Origin of the sequence: Pseudomonas sp. SWRI18, from assembly GCF_014268345.1 — a bacterium.
In the GTDB taxonomy this organism is placed as follows: Bacteria; Pseudomonadota; Gammaproteobacteria; order Pseudomonadales; family Pseudomonadaceae; genus Aquipseudomonas; species Aquipseudomonas cedrina.
In genome coordinates, this window is sequence record NZ_JACCQQ010000006.1 from 203,337 (window position 1) to 224,100 (window position 20,764).

Annotated in this window: 25 protein-coding genes; 18 read left to right on the top strand and 7 right to left on the bottom strand. The window is 62.9% G+C overall.

Annotated features, from left to right (window positions below):
* The first annotated feature begins 184 nt into the window (after nt 1-184).
* The 4 genes from H0Z09_RS09750 to H0Z09_RS09765 all read left to right on the top strand — a co-directional run bounded on the left by H0Z09_RS09750 (nt 185) and on the right by H0Z09_RS09765 (nt 1,782).
* Nucleotides 185-673 (top strand): hypothetical protein, encoded by a 489-nt coding sequence (locus tag H0Z09_RS09750; RefSeq protein WP_186690015.1) that lies wholly within the window; start codon nt 185-187, stop codon nt 671-673.
* 6 nt (nt 674-679) lie between these two features.
* Nucleotides 680-937 carry a hypothetical protein gene (locus H0Z09_RS09755; protein ID WP_186690017.1) on the top strand — a complete coding sequence of 86 codons (258 nt, stop codon included), beginning with the start codon at nt 680-682 and terminating at the stop codon, nt 935-937.
* Nucleotides 938-988: 51 nt separating this feature from the next.
* Entirely contained in the window at nt 989-1,231 is a 243-nt protein-coding gene (locus tag H0Z09_RS09760) for a hypothetical protein (protein ID WP_186690019.1), read from the top strand.
* An 80-nt stretch (nt 1,232-1,311) separates the two neighbouring features.
* Complete coding sequence (locus H0Z09_RS09765; RefSeq protein ID WP_186690021.1) at nt 1,312-1,782, top strand: GNAT family N-acetyltransferase; 471 nt, start codon at nt 1,312-1,314, stop codon at nt 1,780-1,782.
* Between the two features lie 103 nt (nt 1,783-1,885).
* Here H0Z09_RS09765 and H0Z09_RS09770 read toward each other — a convergent pair whose 3' ends face one another.
* The 3 genes from H0Z09_RS09770 to H0Z09_RS09780 form a co-directional block, all read right to left on the bottom strand.
* Nucleotides 1,886-3,247, bottom strand: coding sequence for a citrate:proton symporter (locus tag H0Z09_RS09770; protein ID WP_186690023.1), 1,362 nt, complete (start codon nt 3,245-3,247; stop codon nt 1,886-1,888).
* Between the two features lie 78 nt (nt 3,248-3,325).
* A complete protein-coding gene (locus tag H0Z09_RS09775) occupies nt 3,326-4,030 on the bottom strand; it encodes an RraA family protein (protein WP_186690025.1) in 705 nt (234 codons plus the stop codon).
* 9 nt (nt 4,031-4,039) lie between these two features.
* The gene (locus tag H0Z09_RS09780; protein ID WP_186690027.1) at nt 4,040-4,906 is read right to left on the bottom strand and encodes a DUF1932 domain-containing protein; all 867 of its coding nucleotides are present in this window, start codon (nt 4,904-4,906) and stop codon (nt 4,040-4,042) included.
* 195 nt (nt 4,907-5,101) lie between these two features.
* Here H0Z09_RS09780 and H0Z09_RS09785 point away from each other — a divergent pair, with 195 nt between their 5' ends.
* Entirely contained in the window at nt 5,102-7,012 is a 1,911-nt protein-coding gene (locus tag H0Z09_RS09785; RefSeq protein ID WP_186690029.1) for a sigma 54-interacting transcriptional regulator, read from the top strand.
* Nucleotides 7,013-7,613: 601 nt separating this feature from the next.
* Here the strand turns inward: H0Z09_RS09785 and H0Z09_RS09790 are convergent.
* On the bottom strand, nt 7,614-8,102 hold the full coding sequence (locus H0Z09_RS09790; protein WP_186690031.1) for an HIT family protein: 489 nt from the start codon (nt 8,100-8,102) through the stop codon (nt 7,614-7,616).
* A 127-nt stretch (nt 8,103-8,229) separates the two neighbouring features.
* Here H0Z09_RS09790 and H0Z09_RS09795 point away from each other — a divergent pair, with 127 nt between their 5' ends.
* Nucleotides 8,230-8,559 (top strand): DHCW motif cupin fold protein, encoded by a 330-nt coding sequence (locus tag H0Z09_RS09795; protein WP_186690033.1) that lies wholly within the window; start codon nt 8,230-8,232, stop codon nt 8,557-8,559.
* A gap of 20 nt (nt 8,560-8,579) precedes the next feature.
* Here the strand turns inward: H0Z09_RS09795 and H0Z09_RS09800 are convergent, their stop codons facing one another.
* Both H0Z09_RS09800 and H0Z09_RS09805 read right to left on the bottom strand, forming a co-directional pair.
* On the bottom strand, nt 8,580-9,047 hold the full coding sequence (locus H0Z09_RS09800; protein WP_186690035.1) for a copper chaperone PCu(A)C: 468 nt from the start codon (nt 9,045-9,047) through the stop codon (nt 8,580-8,582).
* Entirely contained in the window at nt 9,047-9,655 is a 609-nt protein-coding gene (locus H0Z09_RS09805) for an SCO family protein (RefSeq protein WP_076950653.1), read from the bottom strand. The genes H0Z09_RS09800 and H0Z09_RS09805 overlap by 1 nt, the downstream gene beginning before the upstream one ends.
* Before the next feature lie 181 nt (nt 9,656-9,836).
* On the opposite strand from H0Z09_RS09805, the gene H0Z09_RS09810 reads away from it, so the two are divergent.
* The 4 genes from H0Z09_RS09810 to H0Z09_RS09825 all read left to right on the top strand — a co-directional run bounded on the left by H0Z09_RS09810 (nt 9,837) and on the right by H0Z09_RS09825 (nt 12,855).
* Nucleotides 9,837-10,220 carry a DUF2946 domain-containing protein gene (locus tag H0Z09_RS09810; RefSeq protein ID WP_186690037.1) on the top strand — a complete coding sequence of 128 codons (384 nt, stop codon included), beginning with the start codon at nt 9,837-9,839 and terminating at the stop codon, nt 10,218-10,220.
* Nucleotides 10,221-10,282: 62 nt separating this feature from the next.
* Entirely contained in the window at nt 10,283-10,843 is a 561-nt protein-coding gene (locus tag H0Z09_RS09815; protein WP_186690039.1) for a putative natural product biosynthesis protein, read from the top strand.
* 150 nt (nt 10,844-10,993) lie between these two features.
* Nucleotides 10,994-11,437: a hypothetical protein gene (locus H0Z09_RS09820; RefSeq protein WP_186690041.1), complete on the top strand. Its 444-nt coding sequence runs from the start codon at nt 10,994-10,996 to the stop codon at nt 11,435-11,437.
* A gap of 77 nt (nt 11,438-11,514) precedes the next feature.
* Nucleotides 11,515-12,855 (top strand): coproporphyrinogen III oxidase, encoded by a 1,341-nt coding sequence (locus H0Z09_RS09825; protein WP_186690043.1) that lies wholly within the window; start codon nt 11,515-11,517, stop codon nt 12,853-12,855.
* Between the two features lie 141 nt (nt 12,856-12,996).
* On the opposite strand, the gene H0Z09_RS09830 is transcribed toward H0Z09_RS09825, so the two are convergent.
* Nucleotides 12,997-13,713 (bottom strand): Crp/Fnr family transcriptional regulator, encoded by a 717-nt coding sequence (locus H0Z09_RS09830; protein WP_346656788.1) that lies wholly within the window; start codon nt 13,711-13,713, stop codon nt 12,997-12,999.
* A gap of 220 nt (nt 13,714-13,933) precedes the next feature.
* On the opposite strand from H0Z09_RS09830, the gene H0Z09_RS09835 reads away from it, so the two are divergent.
* The 8 genes from H0Z09_RS09835 to H0Z09_RS09870 all read left to right on the top strand — a co-directional run bounded on the left by H0Z09_RS09835 (nt 13,934) and on the right by H0Z09_RS09870 (nt 20,527).
* Nucleotides 13,934-15,124 (top strand): NnrS family protein, encoded by a 1,191-nt coding sequence (locus H0Z09_RS09835; RefSeq protein ID WP_186690045.1) that lies wholly within the window; start codon nt 13,934-13,936, stop codon nt 15,122-15,124.
* 9 nt (nt 15,125-15,133) lie between these two features.
* Nucleotides 15,134-15,553, top strand: coding sequence for a hypothetical protein (locus H0Z09_RS09840; RefSeq protein WP_186690047.1), 420 nt, complete (start codon nt 15,134-15,136; stop codon nt 15,551-15,553).
* Between the two features lie 99 nt (nt 15,554-15,652).
* Nucleotides 15,653-16,300 (top strand): pyridoxamine 5'-phosphate oxidase, encoded by a 648-nt coding sequence (gene pdxH, locus H0Z09_RS09845; protein ID WP_186690049.1) that lies wholly within the window; start codon nt 15,653-15,655, stop codon nt 16,298-16,300.
* Between the two features lie 82 nt (nt 16,301-16,382).
* Nucleotides 16,383-16,937 carry a molybdenum cofactor biosynthesis protein B gene (moaB, locus tag H0Z09_RS09850; protein WP_186690051.1) on the top strand — a complete coding sequence of 185 codons (555 nt, stop codon included), beginning with the start codon at nt 16,383-16,385 and terminating at the stop codon, nt 16,935-16,937.
* Nucleotides 16,934-18,160: a gephyrin-like molybdotransferase Glp gene (gene glp, locus H0Z09_RS09855; RefSeq protein WP_186690053.1), complete on the top strand. Its 1,227-nt coding sequence runs from the start codon at nt 16,934-16,936 to the stop codon at nt 18,158-18,160. Before moaB ends, glp begins: the two co-directional genes overlap by 4 nt.
* Nucleotides 18,161-18,169: 9 nt before the next feature.
* Complete coding sequence (locus tag H0Z09_RS09860) at nt 18,170-19,165, top strand: peptidase U32 family protein (RefSeq protein WP_186690055.1); 996 nt, start codon at nt 18,170-18,172, stop codon at nt 19,163-19,165.
* Nucleotides 19,166-19,175: 10 nt separating this feature from the next.
* Nucleotides 19,176-20,066 (top strand): U32 family peptidase, encoded by an 891-nt coding sequence (locus tag H0Z09_RS09865; RefSeq protein WP_186690056.1) that lies wholly within the window; start codon nt 19,176-19,178, stop codon nt 20,064-20,066.
* Nucleotides 20,060-20,527 (top strand): SCP2 sterol-binding domain-containing protein, encoded by a 468-nt coding sequence (locus H0Z09_RS09870; protein ID WP_186690064.1) that lies wholly within the window; start codon nt 20,060-20,062, stop codon nt 20,525-20,527. Before H0Z09_RS09865 ends, H0Z09_RS09870 begins: the two co-directional genes overlap by 7 nt.
* The last annotated feature ends 237 nt before the right edge of the window (nt 20,528-20,764 follow it).

Genomic DNA, 20,764 nt, shown 5'->3' on the forward strand with positions numbered 1-20,764 from the left:
TTCAGCGTTGGCATGACTTCAAGGCTAGGGGGAGGGGGGCTATAAATAAAATATTATTAAGCTGGGAAGTGAGCATAAATATCGGATGCAAGGGAGGTGGGTTAAGGCCGATTGCATGCAGTTACTTAATGGTGGTTATCGGCACAATGCCAACTGGGGTAGGCTTCAGCCAAGGAGAACGCTCATGACCGATTTGAAACGATTTATCAGCGAGCAGCAGGCAAAAAAGCACTCTCGAGAGCGGCATGTCGGCTGGGAGGAGCGCAAGAAGCGCTGGCTTGATGAGCTTGAACAGCTTTTTTTGCATATCCGCCATTCATTGATCGACGCTGGCCTCGATCCGTCTGCCTTTGTATCAACGTCCCACCTTATTTCAGAAGACACGCTGGGTTCATACACGGCCCCTGGGTTGCGTGTTCAAATGCCCGCGGGTGTGGTTCAGTTCACGCCGATAGCCAGTGTGATCATCGGCGGTCTTGGCAGGGTGGATGTCGAAGAGACCGGCCGTGGCAACAGGATCAAATTGATTGCCCAGCAACCTGAGGGCGTGTCTGCCGATGTTAGCAGGCGCGACTGGTTGTGGCGGGTTTACCCAGGTATTGGTGTACGGAAGGGGTTCGATTTTGACGATGTAGGTTTGGTACGACTGTTCGAATCGATTGTCGGGGAGTGAACGCCGATGACGGAGCGATTTCCCACTATCGATGAAGCCAGGAACTGGTACTTCGTTAGTCTGGATGGCCTGCGGCATCTGAAGCGGATAGCGGATGGCGCAAAATCCAAACACATCTCGAAAGACACACTCGACCAAATCATGTTCATGACGGAGAAGGAGTGGAAAGACTTCGTTCGGCGCAAGGAAGACGAGCATGAGGCATTTGCGTCATTAGCGTTGCTTGCGGCATGTGAAGGTGGTATTCGCAGGGACTGTGCGTGACGCGGTGCAGTGAGTCATAACGCGAACACCCGTTATCGACGGTTTCAACGGTTGAGTCGTGACGATGGCCATGTTTCCCTGGGAAGCATTATTGATGCTTGGCAAGGGATGTTGGGGCGCGATAGCTATTTCAAGAACTATTTAGCCGAGCTGCGTGGCCTGTATGGTGATCGCAATTCTCTGGCGCATGGGCGCGCGTCTTTGCAACAGTTCAACTTCAGTTACATCTACGAGCGCCTGGACAGCATCAGGAAAAAATGGCGTCAAGCTACCTCGGACTTCAAGGGATTCTGACATCCATGGCCTACATCCGGGACGCTCATATTGCACCACCGGAGTGCGCAACAACGATATGGTCATGGAAGGAGACACAAATGCTGGAGATAAAACGGGCTACCCCGGAGGATGCCCAGGTGGCGTTCGACATTCGCTTGCAAGCTATCCGTAGCCAATGCATCGGCGCCTATACGCGCGAGCAAATGATGAGATGGACACAGGGTAACGCCGAGGACGGGTACAGCGCCCTGATGGACAAGTTGTTTTACCTGGGGAGTGTGGAGGGCCAACCGGTGGTGACCGGAATGCTCGACCTGGACAACAACGAAGTCGGCGCATTGTTTGTGCTCCCCGAATTCACCGGGCGCGGCTATGGCAAGGCGATGCTCGATCACCTTGAGCACGTTGCGCGCGGGCTGCAGGTTGAAACCGTGGTGCTCGATGCGACGTTGAATGCGGCGAGTTTCTACCGGGCCTGCGGGTATGTGGGGGATGAAGAGGCGACTTATCACTCGCCTTCGGGGTTGGCGTTGGCGTGTGTCCCGATGACCAAACGACTGAATCACTGACTGGACACTGTTCAGCCTGTGGGAGCTGGCTTGCCTGCGATGGCGGTTTCGCTGACACACCGAAATCGCAGGCAAGCCAGCGCCCACATGGATCATTCAGCCATTAGCCCACCGGCAACTCCCCCGTCACAATCGCCGTAATCAAAAAGATGAAAAACATCGGGATCGACCATTTGAAGAATTCCTTCTGGTACTCCCCGAATGTCATCTCCGTGCGGTTCATCAACAGGAACAACCAGGCCACCGTCGGGCTGGCGTAACGCAGCGACTGGCCCATGAACGATGCCACGCCGATCTCGGTTGGGCTGATGCCGAACTTGTAGGCGATGGGGGCCACCACCGGCAGGATGCCGAAGTAGTAGGCATCCACCGGCAGGGCGTAGCAGGCCAGGGCGCCGAGGAAGGCGAAGATCAGCGCAGTATGGCTGCCCATGGAGTCCGGGATCAGGCTGGCCATGTGTTCGGCCACGGCGCCGGCCATGCCGCTGCCGTTGAAGATCCCCAGGAAGCAGCCGGCGGCGAGGATGATCGAGGCCACGGCCACGGCGTCGCCGCCGTTGGCGGTGATGCGCTCGCGTTGGTCCACGGCGCTGTAGTTGACGGTCAGCGCAATCGCGGTGCCGAGCATGAACACCACCGCGCCGCTGGCCCAGCCGGCGATGAGGATGACCAGCATGCCCAGGGTCAGGGCCAGGTTGAACAGGAACAAACTCGGACGCTTGAGCGGCTTGTCGTGGTCCTTGATCACATTGACCATCTGCACAATCTGCTCGGGCGTCACGATGCCTTTTTCCCCCTTCACGAAACCCAGGCGCTTGCGCTCCTTGATCCCCATCAGGTACGCCATGAGAAACACATAGAGAAACGACACACCGAGGATCGGCAAAATCGCCACGAACAGCGTATTGACCTCCACGTTCAGCACCGCTGCCGCCCGCGCCAACGGCCCGCCCCACGGCAGGCAGTTGCCCAGGCCGCACGGCAGGATGATCAACATCGCCAGGTTCGACAGCTTCATGCCCATCTGCTTGTACAGCGGCAGGAACGCCGTGGTGATAATCAGGATGGTGGTGGTGCCGTCACCGTCCAGGGTGACCACGGCGGAGGTGAAGGCCGTGACCAGAATGATTTTCAGCGGGTCGCCATTGGCCTTGCGAATCAGGAAGGTGCACAGCGGATCGAACAGCCCCACGTTCATCATCAGGCTGAAATACAACACGGCAAACAGGATCATCACCGTGGGGTTGACCGTACCGAGGGAGACCTTGCCGGCCTCATTCTGCGAGTAGAACAGCCCTTCGCGCACCCAGGTCATGATGGTGCCCATCGGCACGCCGCTGATCAGGCACACCAGCACCCCCACGGCCAGCGATACCACGATCAAGCCGGTGAACGGCGAGAGTTTTTGCTTGATGACCAGCCACAGAAACGAGGTGATCAACACATAGCCCAGAACGGTCAGCATCTGAACGTCTCCACATTTTATTTTTATAGTGAGCGCAGCAGGTTGGGGCGCGACGCGCCCCGGGTACAGCCTCGGGGGTTACTGGCCTTCCAGCAGTTGGGTGACCCAGGCCGGGGCCAGCGCCGGCAAGGGCTGGCCGCTGTCTCGGGCGCGAGTGTAGGCGTCGATCACCTCGCGGCGTTGGTTTTCATAGGCGCTTTTTTTCTCGGAGGCCTCCAGCACTTCCAGCAGGCGCGCGCGGGGCACCACGGTGACGCCGTCGTAATCGCCGAAGACCAAGTCGCCCGGCGCCACGTCGACACCCGCGCAGGTCACGGTGGCGTTGATCTTGCCGGGGCCTTGCTTGCCGGGGCTGCGCTGCATGAACCCCTTGGCGTAGATCGGGATCTCCAGCTGCGCCAACGGCACCTTGTCGCGCACGCAGCCGTCGATGACCATGCCGGCCAGGCCCACGGCCTGGGCGGCACCGGCCATCAGGTCGCCGATGTACGCGCGGCCGGGGTAGGCCTTGCCGGCCACCACCAGCACGTAGCCCGGTTGGCCCTGGTACACGGCCACGTGGATGGGGAAGTTGTCGCCATCTTCGGTGTCGACGGTGTAGGCAGTGCCGAGCATCACCTTGCGTTCATCCAGAGGCATGAGGTTTGCGTCCATGCAACCGTTGCGCGGGATGCCGAGGCTTTGCATGCCATCGCACAGTTGCGCCGGGCTGAGCTGGCGAAAGCGTTCCAGCAGGTCGGCCGGGATCAGGTCGGGCAGGGGGAAATACTGTTCAGTGTTCATGGCGGGCTCTCAGGCGTGGGCGGTCAGGCGGGTGATGGCGCTGCGAAAATCCATGTCGCTGCCGTCGGGGCCGAGCAGGCTGGCCCAGTCGGTAGCGGCCAATTTATCCAGCTGGCCTTGGGTGGCACGGGTCATGGCGGCGTCGACGCCAGCGGCTTCGAGGGTGGCGACTGCGTCGTCCATTTCCGCGCTGCGGCGCTTGGCGTGGATCAGCGTGCGCGCGGTGAAGGTATCCGCCAGTTGCTCGATGGTCTTGCCGTTCAACGAGTCGCCAAGGGACGCGACCAAGGTGTCCAGCACGCCGAATTTCTCGCCGGCCTGGAACGCTTCCAGCAGCAATTGCGGCAGGCCTTTCATGACCACGCTTTTGAGCATCTTGATCGCGGAGGCGGCACCGGCTTCGGCTTCCAGCACGGTCAAGCGCATGCCCCGTGGCGTGAAGGCATCGGCAAACGCCGCAGCACCGCTGCCGGCCAACAGCATCGGCACGCGGTGGTTATTGCCGGGCACGGTGCCCATCACGGCGCTGTCGCAAAAGTCCACGCCGGTGGGGCGAGGCAATTGGTCGATGGCCTGTTTGACGGTGGGCGCGGCCGAGTTCATGTCGACGTAGGTTTGCCCGGCCACCAGAAGCGGCAGGACCTTCTGCGCGATGCCCAGCGCGCTGCTGGCGCTGGTCAGGCACACCACGAAGCGCGCGCCATGGCAGGCGTGTTCCAGTGAGTCGAAGAGGGTTACGTGCAGTTGTTCGGCGCGTTGCTGCAGTTGCTGGCTGACGTTCGCGTCGAATGCGCCGATGCGTAGCTCGCCAGTGGTGCGCAGGCCCGCGCAGAGGTGGTAGGCGGCCTCGCCAAACCCGATGAAGACGATATCCATGCAGTGTTTCCCTTCATTGTCTTTTTTATTGATGAAGGAAGAGCAAGCGCTGTGCCATGACTTAAATTGTTTTCAGAAACAACGTGTTAGAGCGGATTATCGAAACCGATGGTGCACGTGTTGATTTCAAGATCTTTCAAATAATAACGATGTGAAATAGTCTGCAATCCCCGTTCGCGTTATCCGAGACCTGCCATGCAAGGCACCATCGCCGTCATTTCCCCTTCAAGTACCCTGACTGCCGTGATGCGCGGCATCCTTGAACAGCGTGGGTTGTCGCTGGTGGTGGTCGAAGCGGCCCAGCAAGACGCTGCGCTCAAGGCTCGCCAGTTGATCGAGGGAGGCGTCAGCGTGATCATCAGCCGTGGCCGCACCGCCAGCGTTTTGCGTGAGCAACTGCGCGTGCCGATCGTCGAGGTCAAGCACACGTTCTTCGACTGCATCAATGCCTATCATCGGGCGCAGCAGGTCTCGGGGAAGATCGCCTTTCTCGCGACGTCCGAGGGCTACGCGACGATCCTGGAGAAAGCCCGGCCATTCATGCCTCGGGTATCGATCTGCCTGATCGATCCGCTGGGCAGCAACCAGGCCACCGAAGCGCAGCTTGACCGTTTGCTGGCCGAGGGCATCGAGGTGGCGATTGGCGGTCTTTCGTTGCGCCAGGCGGTGCTCGCACGGGGCATGCATTACATCATGTCCGAGGCTGACGCGGATGCGGCCGATGAGGCCATCGATGAAGCGCTTCACCTCTTGCAGATCGAGGAAGAACGGCGGCTCAAAAGCCTGGAGCTGCAGAGCCGCTATGAAATGATCCAGTCGATCCTCAACTGCGTGTCCGAGGGCATTTTCAGCGTCGACAGCCAACGTACCGTCACCAATATGAACAGTGTGGCCACCGGCTACCTGGGCAGCGTGGGCGTCGGCGACAGCATCGACGGCCTGCTGGTCCAGGACTACTTCAGCCAAGTGCTCAATCATGGGCGCCCGGTGCGTGGGGCGCTGATTACCTTGGGGCGCCTGTCGCTGACCTTGAGCATTGCGCCGATCACGCTGGGCCTCCAGGTGATCGGCGCCGTGGCCACCCTGCAAAGTCAGACTGAAATCACCGCTATCGAACGCAAGATGCGGCGCGTGCTGGCGCGCCAGCATCTGGCCGAAAAAACCTTCGATGACATCATCGGCACCAGCCCGGCACTGGCGAAAGCCAAGCGCCTGGCCCAGACCTACGCGGCGGTGGACAGCACGGTGATGATCGAAGGTGACACCGGCACCGGCAAAGAGTTGTTCGCCCAGAGCATCCATAACGCTTCGCGCCGCAGGCAAGGCCCGTTCGTGGCGATCAACTGCGCGGCGTTTGCGCCGGGCGTGCTCGAGAGTGAGCTGTTCGGCTACGTGAAGGGCGCGTTCACCGGTGCACTCAACGAAGGCAAGGCGGGCGTGTTTGAACTCGCGCACACTGGTACTATCTTCCTCGATGAAATCAACGAGACCTCCACCGATATCCAGGTCAAGTTGCTGCGTACGCTGCAGGAGCGCAAGGTGGTGCGTATCGGTGATGACAAGGTCACGCCCGTCGACATCCGCATCATCACCGCCAGCAACAAAAGCCTGCCGCAGTTGGTGGCCCAGGGGCGGTTTCGCGAAGACTTCTTCTACCGCATCTGCGTGCTCAAGCTGCACCTGCCAGCGCTGCGTGAACGCCGCGCCGACATCCCCGAACTGGTGCGTCACCTGCTGCGCAACCTGCCAATGGACGCCGCCGAGCCATCCGAAGAACTGCTGGCGCGCCTGAGCGCCTACCCATGGCCGGGTAACATCCGGCAATTGGGCAATATCGTCGAACGCCTGGCGGTGATGAGCCAGGGCCAGCCGTTTGCGCAGCCGTGGCTGGAGGATGTGCTGGAAGACCTCTCCGAGGGCGTGACGAATGAACCGCACGCCCCGATCAAAAGTGAGTTGGCGCTACTGCATGAAGCGCTCGCCAGCGTACGCGGCAACCGTGAAGAAGCGGCCAGGCGTCTGCACATCAGCACCACCACCTTATGGCGGCGCATGAAGAAATACCTGGATGAAGACCCAGGGTGTTTTGACAGTGCGCGGTACTGATGGGGGTGAGGGGGTTTTCTGTGGGCGCTGTCGAGCCCCGGCGAGGCTGCGAAGGGGCCGGCATTGCTGGCATGTTCATCGCCTGACCCACCGCTTTCGCAGCCTCGCTAAAGCTCGACAGCTCCCACATTCGATCTCCATGGCTGTTGAAGTGGCGAACACAACGCAAATCCCTGTGGGAGCTGTCGAGCCCCAGCGAGGCTGCGAAGAGGCCGGCATTGCTGGCATCTTCAGCGCCTGACCCACCGCTTTCGCAGCCTCGCTAAAGCTCAACAGCTCCCACACTCGATCTCCATGGCTGCTGAAGTGGCGAACACAACGCAAATCCCTGTAGGAGCTGTCGAGCCCCAGCGAGGCTGCGAAGGGGCCGGCATTGCTGGCATCTTCAGCGCCTGACCCGCCGCCTTCGCAGCCTCGCTAAAGCTCAACAGCTCCACATTCGATCTTCATGACCGCTGAAATGTCGGCCACAGCCCCGGGCCCTGTGGGAGCTGTCGAGCCCCAGCGAGGCTGCGAAGGGGCCGGTACTGCTGGCGATTTTCGTCGCCTGACTCGCCGCTTTCGCAGCCTCGCTAAAGCTCGACAGCTCCCACAGGTGCCATCACACCGACCGAAATGCTGCGCGCAGCCGTGTGGTCACTTGGTCGACTGATTCCCCCTGAACCTGCGGCGGTGTGGCGCTTTCCCCAAACTCCCGCCATACGAACAACGTCAACTCAGCCCCGTCGGTCAGCGTCTGTGCCATAGGTTGCGCGCCAAAGCCTTGCAGCAGTCGATATCGCTCATCCTGCCAAAATGCTTCCTCCACCCACTCATACACCGGGATGAAATGAAAATGCAGCGCGAATCCCGGCATGTGCCCATACCGGCTGATATACAGCCATTTGGGTTGGAGTTGCGCCTCCATCACCCGTTGCGTCTTCGCGAGCAATCCACCCAACTCGGCCAGTGCCGCTTCCGGCATAGCGGCCAGGGAGTGAATGGGCGCCTTGGCGCCCAACATCAGGTAGCCCGGCAGTGCCGAAGCCAGGTGATGGTTGAGCAGCCAGTGTTCGGTTTCGTAAAGGACGTAAGCAGGGTCGATCTGCATAAGCGTATCCGTAAGAGCAGTGTCCGCAGAATACCTGTATCCCGCAAAAGCGTTCGATCTGTGTCTATCACCCGTCGTTCCAGCCCGATAGCCTCAAGCCACATTAACCACCACCACCGAGCCCATCATGGACCTGACCGCTGTCCCCTTTGGCACTACCGACTGGTCAACGGTCGAACCCACAACCCACCCAGGCGCTACCGGCAATGCGGTGTGGCGCACCTGCCATTTCGGCACCACCCGCGTGCGCATGGTCGAGTACACGCCCGGTTACCTGGCGGATCACTGGTGCTGGAGAGGGCACATCCTGCTGTGCATTGAGGGCGAGTTGCACACGGAACTGGAAGATGGCCGCCAGTTCACGCTGACGGCCGGAATGAGTTACCAGGTGGGCAATGAGAGGGAGGGCCATCGCTCATCGACAGGAGTCGGGGCGAGGCTGTTTATTGTGGATTGAGCAAAAATCCATACCCCCGATCAATGCATCTTGCTGTGGTTCATCCCATCCATCCCACGGGCCGCGGCCTTCAGTTCAATCGTCTGCTTCTGCCCCTTGGCGTCTTGCACGGTCAGGGTCAGCGGCACCTGATCGCCTTCCTTGATCTGTCCGGTCAGGCCCATCAGCATCACGTGGTAGCCGTTGGGGTCGAGGGTGACGGCCTTGCCGGCCGGCAGCGCCACTGCATCCACCGGGCCCATGCGCATCACGTCGTCCTTCATGCTCATTTCATGGATCTGCACGTCCTTGGCCACGGGCGAGGCCACGCTCAGCAGTTGGCTGTCGCTGTCGGCGGTGACGGTCATGAACGCGCCGCTGGACGGTTGGCCCGGCACGGTGGCGCGAACCCAGGCGTCGGTCACTCGGACCTCGGCGTTGGCGTGCGCGGCAAGGCCCAGCAGAGTCAGGCCGATCAGGGTGCGTTTGAGGTGTTGAACGGCAGTCATTAGCAGACCTCCATGACGGTGAGCAGGTCTTCTGCGCACTCTTTAGCGGTAAGGGACGCCTGCAGGCCCAGGCGCAGGTTGCCACGGGTGTCGAACACGAAGCTGGTGGCGGTATGGGACAGGGTATAGGTGTCGCCGGCAGGAATCTTTTCATAAAAGATCCCGAATTCCTTGGCGGCCACGGCGATTTCTTCCGGGGTGCCGTACAGCGCTTCGAAGCTGGGGTCGAAGGCCTTGACGTACTTGTCGAGCATCTCGGGGGTGTCGCGTTCCGGGTCCAGGGTGATAAACACCACTTGCATGATTTCGCCGTCGCGGCCCATCAGTTTCTTGGCCTGGGCGGCGCGTGCCAGGGTGGTCGGGCACACGGCCGGGCACTGGGTGAAACCGAAAAACACCACCGGCATCAGGCCACGGTACGAGCTCAGGGTGACGGTTTCGCCGTCGGTGTTCTTGAGCTTGAAGGTGCGACCCATGATCTTGTCGCTCAGGTCCTTGCCGTACTTGAAATCCAGCTTGGGGCTGTAGTCACAGCCGCCCAGCAGGCCGCCAAGGCCCAGCAGGCCCATACCGGTCAGCACTTTGCGGCGGGTGAATAACGTACTCATCAGCGGTGCGTCCTGTGAAACGCCTGCATTGCTCTGGATCTACACATCAGGCTTTGAAAAGGAGTAAAGGAGCAGGGCGCCAGTCTACCAACCCTGGCTGCGGCACGGAATCTGCGACGTTCTGCCACAGGGGGCGCGGCGCGCTTCATGCTTTTGCGGCGGCGGTGGTAGAGTCGCCGCCATGAAATCGAGCCACCCCGACCGTTCGCTGATCGCCTGGGCCCTGTACTTCTGCGTGCTGATGAACCTGTTCGTCTGCGGTTTGGGGCATGGGCAGATGACGGGCCAGGTGCTCAACGGCATTGGCGGGGCGTTCTGTTCGGTGGAGGGCAAGCAGGCGCCACTTTCCGACCAAGGGTCGGGCAGCCCGGCTTCCAGTAACATCTCGAACTACTTTGCCTGCCCAGTCTGCAACGCTTTGACGCTTGCCCTGGTGTTTCTGGTCGGCCTGGCCTGGCTGTTGGGCCTGGGCCAACCCCCGCGCCCGGCCCATGAACAACGCAACAAGGCGCCGCCGCGTTATGCCTGGCCCTCGGCCAACCCCCGCGCTTCCCCCGCAGCCTGACGTATGCCTTGGGCCTCCCTTGACCGGGAGGTGTGCCATCGTCATGACTGTGAGTGCATCCCATGAACCACCTGTTGCCCGCAGGCGCCAATCGCCCCAAGCCAACCATCAATGGCAGCAAGGCGTCCCGTCGCCTGCACACGGAACCGCCGTGCCCTGAATACCCCGGCAATTGCCGTAGCTTCGTGCACTTGGATGCACGCCTGCTTCCGTATTGGCACAGCCTGTTCGACATCTGCCCGGCGCTGCTCAAGCTGGACCCGCCCGAGGGCTTGAACCTGTTTCGCAGCTTCATGACCTGGGCCTACCACAACCGTCCGCCGCAGGACTGGACCTACCACCTGAACGTCTGCCGTTGGCTGCTGGGCTCGGTGTATCGCTCGCAGATCGACGACGAACTCATCGAGGCGTTCATGGCGGCGGCGGCCGCGTGCTGGGTCAATACGGACGACAGCCAGGCCGAAGGCGTGGTCCTGGCATGGCGCTCATCAACGGTTTTCGATTGGAAAGACGCACGGCTGATCGATGCTGAGTACCTGGCATTGCCAATCCCACCCTGGGATTTTGCCTGGTGCCCGTTGACGGCGCCGGGTGGCTTCAGGGGGTGGTTGCCGGTGCCTTGAGATTCTGCCGAATCCATTGTGCAACCTCTGTCACGACGATGTGTTGATGTGCATTGAACGTCGCGGCGTGTTGCCTGGCTTGATCAGCATCAAGGCCCCATCGCGCTGAGGCCGCCACACTGAAGCCTCAACGCGACCTGCGAGGCCACCATGCTCTACCTGCTGTTTCTGCTCGCCCACTTGTTCGCGGCGCTGATCTTTATCGGCACGGTGTTTTTCGAGGTGCTGATCCTGGGGCGCCTGCATCGGCAATTGCCCGCGCGCGTCATGCTCCTGGTGGAGCAAGGTATTGGCCAGCGCGCCCGGGCCCTGATGCCGTGGGTGTTGCTGGTGTTGTTCGGTGCCGGGGTGGGGATGGTCTGGTTGCGTTACTTGCCGGTACTGGCAGCGCCTTTTTCCTCGTCGTTCGGTACATTGCTGACGCTCAAGCTGATCCTCGCCGCCAGTGTGCTGCTGCACTTTGTGCTGACGATGCTGCGCATGCGCCGTGGTCGGGTGAGTGCGGGCTACGTGCGGTTTATCCACCTGAGCCTGTTCGGTCATATGGTCGCGATTGTGCTGTTGGCCAAGAGCATGTTTTACCTCAGTTGGTAGGGCCTTTGATGCATATCAAGGTGCGCCGTGGCGTCGCACCGGACAATGGCTGACCGCCGCCGGCCCCGGAGCCTGTCATGCACACCGTCATTCCTCTCGCACGTGCACGCCACGCTCAAGGCGTACTGGACCTGAATGGGCACGCCGATATTCGCAGATTCCACGCGGGCGTCGGCTCTCTGGATGTGTTGCGCGCGTTGCGCGGCAGCCGCCAGCGGCAACGCCCGCTGGCCTTGACCCTGCGCTGGCCGGCCAGCGCGCCTGAGGCTTACCGACGCAGCTTGGCCCAGGAAATCCATTTGGTCGGCTGCCACCTCGGCAGCCGTCAACCGGTGGACTACTTCCAGTGGCGTGGCCCGGCGCCCGTCGGCGATGTGCAGGCGCTGATGGCGCCGCTGTTCGAGCGCCTGCATTTCCTTGAGCATGACCGCGGCGACTACGGCATCGACCTCGACCCCCGGCATACCGACTGGGCCAGCGTCGGCGTGTTGCGCGAACTGGGGTTCAATCGCGTGTGCATTGGCGTGCCCGATGCGCGTGCCGAGGACGACTATTCCCGGGCGTACTGCCGCGACCCGGCGCCGATCGAGTCGTTGATCGATGCCGCGCGGACCTTCGACTTCCGCTCGGTCAGTGTCGACCTGGGCTACGGCAGCGCCTGGCAGACCCTGGCCAGTTTCGAGGCCAAGCTGGCCAGCCTGATCGCCCTGGAGCCGGACCGCTTGCAGGTGTTCGACTACGCCACGCCGCCAAGTCGCTACCCGGCGCAACCGGCCCAGGCCCTGTGCAGCGCGGCGGATAAAACCGCCATGCGCCAGCTGTGCTTCGCACGCCTGGACGCAGCGGGTTACCACTACATCGGCCTGGGCCAGTTCGCCCGAGGCGACGATGACCTTACCCAGGCCCAGGAACGCGGCCGGCTTAGCCGCACGTGCGAAGGCTTCACCCTGCATGGTTACTGCGATCACATCGGGCTGGGCCTGGGCGCCATCAGCCAGATCGACACGCTGTGCGCGCAGAACGCCACGGACGAACAGCGCTACGCACAGGCGCTGGGCAACGGCCAGCTCGCCACGTGCCAGGGCTGGCAGTGCGACACCGGCGATGCGCTGCGCGAGTACGTGGCAGAGCGCCTGGCCTGTGACCTGGAGCTGGATATCCAGGCCATCGAGCGGCGTTACGGGGTGATGTTCGCACGGCATTTCTCGACGATCTGGCCGCTGCTGGAGCAGTGGAACTGTGAGGGGCTGATTGAATTGTCGGCGCAGTTCTTGTGCGTGCTGCCGGCGGGGCGCACGCGGGTGGATGAGTTGTGCGGGTTGTTTGAGTTGCCTATTGCCCGAAGTGAACCGAATCCGGAATGTGGGAGCGGGCTTGCTCGCGAAAGCGGTGGATCAGTCGACCAATCCGGTGCCTGACACTGCGCCTTCACACCCTGAGCTTGCCCGTCAACCCAATCGAGCCTCATCAAACCCTTCAGCTAGAGAGGATCCTCGCCGTTTCAGGTTCTGCATATGAACGGCTTCATCGTAAGGGGTGCTGGCAGTACAGGCAGGTTTTCACTCGAATTGCTCCAGGCGCGGCCGGTCGAGAATGGCGATCTGACGCCCGTCCTGGGTGATGATTTTTTCGTCGATGAGCCGCCGGATAATCCGCGAAAAGGTCTCCGGCTGGATCGACAGATGCCCGGCAATCAGTTGCTTGGCCATCGGCAGTTCGAACGTCGCGGCGGTGCTGTGCAGGCGCATCAGTTGGGTCAGCAGGTAGCGCACCACACGGTGGGTGGCGTTTTTCAGCGACAGGGTCTCGATCTCGTTGACTCGCCGATGCAGGCGCACACACAACGTGCCGAGCAGGGCGAAGGTCAGGCGGCTGTTGCTGTGCAGCAGCCGCATGTAAGTGGCGTTGGACAAACGGTACAACTGGGTGGGGCACACCGCTTCGGCGCAGGCCACATAGTTGGGCGTGTCCATCAACATCATGGCTTCGGCGAACGTCTGGCGTTCGCCGATCACCTCGAACACCTTCTCCTGGCCATCGGGGGTCAGGCGGTAGATCTTCACCGCACCGGCAATCACGAAGTAAAACGCATCGGCCGGTTCGCCCTGGCGGAACAGCGGCTCGGCCTTGTCGATGCTCAGCAATTGGCTGCTGCCCATCAACTCGTCCAACTCCTGCTCGTTCAACGGCTCGAACAGGTGGTGGCTGCGCAGGATCTGGTGGTGCACGCGGTGCAGCACCGTGCCCGGCTCCTTGAACAGCAGTGGGGCGTTCACACCAGCCCCAGCGAAAGGCCGCTGGCGGCGGCCAGCATGGACCCAAGGATCACAAACCAGGCGAGGGGGACATAGGCGTTTTTCATCATGGCTCCAGAGCACGGCAAAAGTTGCAGGTGCAAGCGTAAGCGTTGCGGTGGGTATGCGACTTGATCTGCGACAAGGGCAACGCGCAGGCATCGGCGCAAGATTGCCGCAGTCCTTCAAGGGAGACCGTGTTATGCAAGTGCTCGATCGGCGCAAGGCCATGTCGATTACCCCGTTGTTTCGCCTGGCTTTCCGGCCATTCTTCCTCGGCGCCTGTGTCTTGGCGGCGCTGGCGATCCCCATATGGCTGTTGGCCCTGGGCGGGCGCACCGGCAGTTGGCAACCCGCCGGCGGTTGGCTGGCGTGGCATCGTCATGAGCTGTTGTTCGGATTTGGCCTGGCAATCATCGCCGGGTTCCTGCTCACGGCGGTGCAGACCTGGACCGGCCGCCCAGGCATCAGCGGCAAAGCGCTGGCGTTGCTCGCCGGGCTTTGGCTGGCGGCGCGTCTGGGGTGGCTGGTCAACTTGCATTGGCCGCTGCTGGCGGTGCTGGAACTGACTTTTCCCCTGGCCGTCGCCGCTGTGATGGGCTGGAGCCTGTGGCAGGTGAAGCAGAAGCGCAACTACCCGATCGTGCTGGTGCTGGCGCTGCTAACGGTGGCCGATGCCCTGTCGCTGTATGGTTTGCTGCGCAACGACGCGGGCTTGCAGCGCCAGTCGGTACTGACCGGGCTATGGCTGGTGGCGGCGATGATGGGGCTGATCGGCGGGCGGGTGATTCCGTTTTTCACCCAGCGCGGGTTGGGCCGGGTCGAGGCGGTCAAGCCTTGGGCGTGGCTGGACCTTACGTTGCTCGGTGGCTCGCTGCTGATCGCCGTGCTGTATGCCGTCGGGCCTGCACTGGGCGCAAGCCCGTGGATCGGCCTGCTGTTCGCTGCGCTCGGGCTGGGGCACCTGATCCGCCTGTTCCGTTGGCATGATCGTGGTCTGTGGCGGGTGCCGTTGCTCTGGTCGTTGCACCTGGCGTATGCCTGGCTCGCCGTAGCCTGCCTGGGCATGGCGCTGTGGCATATCGGTGCGCCGCTCAACCCCAGCCTGGCGGTGCATGCGCTCACCGTGGGCGCCATGGGCGGCTTGATCCTGGCGATGATCGCGCGGGTCAGCCTGGGCCATACCGGCCGGCCCTTGCAGCCGCCGGGCGGGATGACCCCGGCCTTTGCACTGCTGAACCTGGCCTGTGTGTGCCGCGTGTTGCTGGTGCCGGTGTGGCCGATGGCGGGGTTGTGGCTGGCCGGGTTGTGCTGGTCCGTCGGGTTTGGGCTGTACCTGTGGCGCTACGGGCCGATGCTGATGCAGTCGCGCGTCGATGGGCACCCCGGCTAGGAGAGACCGATGCTGTATTCGTGGTTATTGATCGTGCATCTGCTGGCGGCCATCGCTTTTATCGGCACGCTGTTTTTTGAAGTGGTGATCTGGCACAGCGCCCGGCAGGAACTGGCCTGGTCGGCGCAGTTCACCGCTGAGCACGCGATTGCCCGGCGTTCGCGCCAGGTGCTGCATGGCGTGGTGCTGCTGCTGTACGGCGCGGGCATCGGCCTGGCGTGGCACTACTGGGGCATGCCGTGGACCGGGCGATTCGCGCTGCTGTTGAGCCTGAAAATCACTCTGGCCCTGAGCATCATCGGCCACTACCTGTTGCTGGCGCACTGGCTGACCCACAAACGCCTGAGCCCCAAACGGGCGGCGTGGATCCGGCGCAGCATCCTGGCGCACATGGTGCTGATCGTGATCCTGGCCAAGTCGCTGTGGTAGCGCTGTGCGGCGTCATGCCGCGGACGAATGTTGATCGCGGTCAAGGGATAACACGGCGGTAGTTCCCACACTGTGCCGAACTTCCTGGAGGACCGCCCCATGCCCTTGTCCCTCGCGCAACTGCGCCGCAACTACACCCTCTATGGCCTGCGCGATGACGCCCCGCAGGACAACCCGCTGGTGCTGTTCGGCCAATGGCTGGAGCAGGCACGCAAGACCGAAGTCCCGCCAGCCGAGGCGAACAGCATGGCGCTGGCCACCGTGGACAGCCGGGGCCATGCCCATTGCCGGATCCTGTTGCTCAAGGGCTTCAGCACCGACGGGTTTTTCTTTTTTGGCAATTACCAGAGCTCCAAAGGCCAGGAGTTGGCGGACAACCCCCACGCCGCCATGACGTTTTTCTGGCCGGGCCTGGAGCGGCAGGTGCGCGTCGAAGGCCCAGTGGCGCGCGCAGCAGAAGAGCTTTCGGATGACTACTTCGACGCGCGACCGACCGCCAGCCAATTGGGCGCCTGGGCCTCGCCCCAAAGCCAGCCCCTGGCCCATCGCAGCGAGCTGGAAAGCCGCTTGCGCGAGGTCACCGAGCGCTTTGCCGGCCGGCAACCGCCAAGGCCCGAACACTGGGGCGGCTACTGCCTGCAACCGCAGCGCATCGAATTCTGGCAAGGCCGGCCCGACCGTTTGCATGACCGCCTCGACTTCCGCCTGTATGCCGGCGAGTGGCAGCGCACGCGCCTGGCCCCCTGAAGGCATACCTCCTCGGAGGAATAGGCCCTGCGCCCATTGCGGTGCAGGCTGAGCGCACTTTTCAATGCCTGGAGCCTGGATCATGGCCCATCTGACCCAACGCAGTTTTGTTTCCCTGAACATCGCGGTGCTGACCATCAGCGACACCCGCACCTACGCCACCGACGCCTCCGGGCAAACCCTGGTGGACCGCCTGCAGCGCGCCGGCCACGGTTTGATCGACCGCGCCATCGTGATGGACGACATCTACCAGATCCGCGCGCGCGTTTCCCAGTGGATCGCTGACCCCCAGGTGCAAGTGGTGCTGATGACCGGCGGCACCGGCTTCACTGCGCGCGACAACACGCCTCAGGCGGTGCTGCCGTTGCTCGACAAGCAGGTGGACGGATTTGGCGAATTGTTCCGCCAGGTGTCCCTGGCGGAGATCGGCATGTCCACCCTGCAATCGCGCGCGCTGGCCGGCATCAGCAATGGCGTGCTGGTGTGCTGCATGCCGGGCTCGCCGGGCGCCTGTCGCACGGCGTGGGATCAGATTCTGGTCGGCCAACTGGACAGCCGCACCGGCCCATGCAACTTCGTGCCGCACCTCAAGCCGCAGACCGACCAGGCGCTCGCCGCCTGTGAGGTACGCTCATGAACGTATGCGACAGCGGCGACCTGCTGCCGGTGGAGGAGGCCATTGAACAGTTGCTGGCCAAGGCACCGCCGCCGCCGTCCACCGAAGTGATCGCCTTGGCCCAGGCCCTCGGGCGGGTGACCGCCGAAGAAGTGTTCTCACCCCTCGACCTGCCGGGTTGGGACAACAGCGCCATGGACGGCTATGCACTGCGTGCGTTCGACGTACCGGAGCAGGGCGGTTACCTGGAAGTGAGCGGGCGCATCGCTGCCGGGCACAGCAGTGACGTGCCGTTGCAGGCCGGGCAAGCCGTGCGGATCTTTACCGGCGCGCCACTGCCCCACGGCGCCGACAGCGTGGTGCCGCAGGAACGCTGTCGGGTGTATGGCCAACGTATCTGGTGCCCGCCGTTGCGCCTGGGCGAACACGTGCGCAAGCGCGGCGAAGAGCTGCAACGTGGACAGCCTGTGTTGAGCGTCGGCAAGCGTCTGCGCGCCCAGGAAATCGGCTTGCTGGCAGCGGCGGGCATCCCCCGGGTCAAGGTTTACCGGCCGCTGCGGGTGTGCCTGCTCAGCAGTGGCGATGAGCTGCGCGAACCCGGCGAGTCACTGGCGCCGGGGCAGATTTACAACAGCAACCGCTACCTCGTCGCGGCGTTGCTGCGCGGTTGGGGAGTGGAGGTGCATGACTACGGCGTGATGGCCGACGCGCTGGCGGCCAGCCGCGATGCGCTGCTGCTGGCTTCGTCCGAATGCGACGTGCTGCTGACCACCGGCGGCGTATCGGTGGGCGAAGAAGATCACCTCAAACAGGCCATCCAGGCCCTGGGCAAGGTCGAGTTCTGGCGCCTGGCGATCCAGCCGGGTAAACCCCTGGCGTTTGGCCAAGTGGCGGGCAAACACTGGATCGGCCTGCCGGGCAACCCGACGGCCGCGCTGGTCACGGCGCTGATCGTGGTGCGCCCGTTCCTGCTGCGGGCCCAGGGCACGGAGCGGGTACTGCCGGTGCCCGTCAGCGTGCCGGCCGCTTTTGAATGGGGCAAACCCAACAAGCGCCGCCAGTACCTGCGCGCACGTTTGAGCCCTGGCAGCGATGGGCAACTGCGCGCGACCCTGCACCCCCAGCAAAGCTCGGCGATGCTCGTCCCGGCCTGCTGGGCCGATGGCCTGGTGATCGTCGAGCGCGAGCAGCAAGTGCTCAAGGGCGCGGCGGTGCCATTTCTGTCCTTTGCCGGTTTTGAATAAGGAGCTCTCATGCAACTGGTCTGTCCGGCAGGTAACCTGCCTGCGCTCAAAGCCGCCGTGCGCCAAGGCGCCGATGCGGTGTATGTAGGCTTTCGCGATGACACCAACGCCCGGCATTTCGCCGGGCTGAACATGGACGACAAGCAGTTCGACGGTGCCGTTGACTTTATTCGCCAGCACCAGCGCAAGCTGTATGTGGCGGTCAACACCTACCCGCAGCCGAAGATTTGGGCACGCTGGCAACGTGCGGTCGACCGCGCGGCGGACCACGGCGTGGATGCCCTGATTGCCGCCGACCCCGGCGTACTCGACTACGCCAGCCGCCAGCACCCGCAGATGGCGTTGCACCTGTCGGTGCAGGGCTCGGCCACCCACGCGGCGGCATTGAAGTTCTATGCCGAGCGCTACGCTATTCGCCGTGCGGTATTGCCACGGGTGCTGTCCCTGGCCCAGGTCAGGCAGGTGGCCGCGAGCAGTCCGGTGCCCATCGAAGTGTTCGGTTTTGGCAGCCTGTGCATCATGGCCGAGGGCCGTTGCCATCTGTCGTCCTATATCACCGGCGAGTCGCCCAACCTGTGCGGCGTGTGTTCGCCGGCCAAGGCGGTGCGCTGGAGCGACGACGCCGACGGCCTGAGCGCACGCCTCAGTGAAGTGCTGATCGACCGCTACACCCCCGACGAGCCCGCCGGTTACCCGACTCTGTGCAAAGGCCGCTTCCTGGTGGGCGGCAAGCGCTTCCATGCGCTGGAAGAACCCACCAGCCTCGACACCCTGGACCTGCTGCCCGAACTCAGCGCCATCGGCGTGGCAGCGGTCAAGATCGAAGGCCGGCAACGCAGCCCGGCCTATGTGGAACAAGTCACCCGTGTCTGGCGCGCCGCGCTGGACGTCCACCGTAGCGCGCCGGCCAGCTTTGTGGTCAAGGACCAATGGCGCCAGGTGCTGGCTGGGTTATCCGAAGGCAGCCAGACCACGCTCGGCGCCTACCATCGTGCATGGCAGTGAGGAGACACAGATGAAACTCAGCCTGGGACCGGTGCTGTTTTATTGGGACAAGCAACACCTGGGCCGCTTCTATGCGGACATGGCCGGCTTGCCCCTGGACGTGATTTACCTGGGCGAAACCGTGTGCGCCAAACGCCGCGCGCTATCGCTGGATCAATGGTTGGGCCTGGGGCGTGAATTGCAGGCAAGCAGCCAGGCGCAGATCGTGTTGTCGAGTCTCACGCTGATCGAAGCCGCCTCCGAACTGTCGAGCCTGCGCCGCCTGTGCGACAACGGCGAGCTGTTGGTGGAGGCCAACGACATGGGCGCCGTGCAGATGTTGATCGAGCGCAAATTGCCCTTTGTCGGCGGCCCGGCGCTCAACCTGTATAACGGCCACGCCCTGGTGCAACTGCTCGACGCGGGCATGCAGCGCTGGGTGCCCCCTGTGGAATGCTCCCAGGGCCTGATCGCCGATGTGCTGGCGCAGGTGCGCGAACTGGGCCGACCGTTGCCCGAAGTGGAAATCTTTGCCTACGGCCATTTGCCGCTGGCCTATTCAGCGCGTTGCTTCACCGCCCGCGCGGAAAACCGGCCCAAGGATGACTGCCAGTTCTGCTGCATCAACTACCCGGATGGCATGGCGTTGAGCAGTCAGGAAGGGCAGGCGTTGTTCACCTTGAACGGCATTCAGACGATGTCGGCCGAGGTCACCAACCTGCTCGCGGATTACCCCGCGCTGGTCAACGGTGGCGCCGATCTGCTGCGCTTGAGCCCGCGAGCCGAAGGCATGGTCGAGGTGGTGCGCGCGTTTGATCGGGTGCGCCAGGGCGCCACGCCGCCGCTGTTCGTCGACGGCTGCAACGGCTACTGGCATGGCCAGGCCGGCATGTTGCGGGTCGAGGAGGTGGGGCTGTGTTGAGTCGCAAACAGTGGTTGCTCAAGAGCGCCGATCGTCTGTTGCCGCTGGTGCGCCGCGTTCCCTTTCGCGTGCAGCGCCTGGCCTTGCAACAGGCGCTCAACCGCTGCCTGGCCGAACCGCTGCGCGACGGCGGTTTCGACCTGCTGCGCGGGCGCTGGATGTGCCTGCGCATCCCCGACCTGGGGTTGTGCTGGTACCTGACCTTGGATCCGGATGGGTTGCGCATCGCTGAAAAAGCCGAGGCTCAGGTGAGTATCAGTGGCAACTGGCGGGAGTTTCTGTTGCTGGCCAGCCGGCAGGAGGATCCGGATACGTTGTTCTTTCGGCGCAGGCTGGTGATTGAGGGAGATACGGAGTTGGGGTTGGGGTTGAAGAACCTGATCGACAGTCTGGATTCGGATGTGTTGCCGGCGTGGTTGTGGCGCAATCTCGAGCGGGCAGGGCGCGGTCTGGCGACCTGACGCGGTGCAAAAAATTGGAAGTTCCCTCCAAATCTCTGACTTGCGCTGTCGCGCAACAACCAGGGTCTCTGTGGCGAGCGGGCTTGGTGTGGCGAGCGGGCTTGCCCCGCGTTGGGGTGCGAAGCGCCCCGATGAAGACGAATGCGATGTGTCAGGCATTTCTCTGCGCCTGGTTTTGGGGCTGCTGCGCAGCCCAACGCGGGGCAAGCCCGCTCGCCACAGAGATCCCAGTTTGCG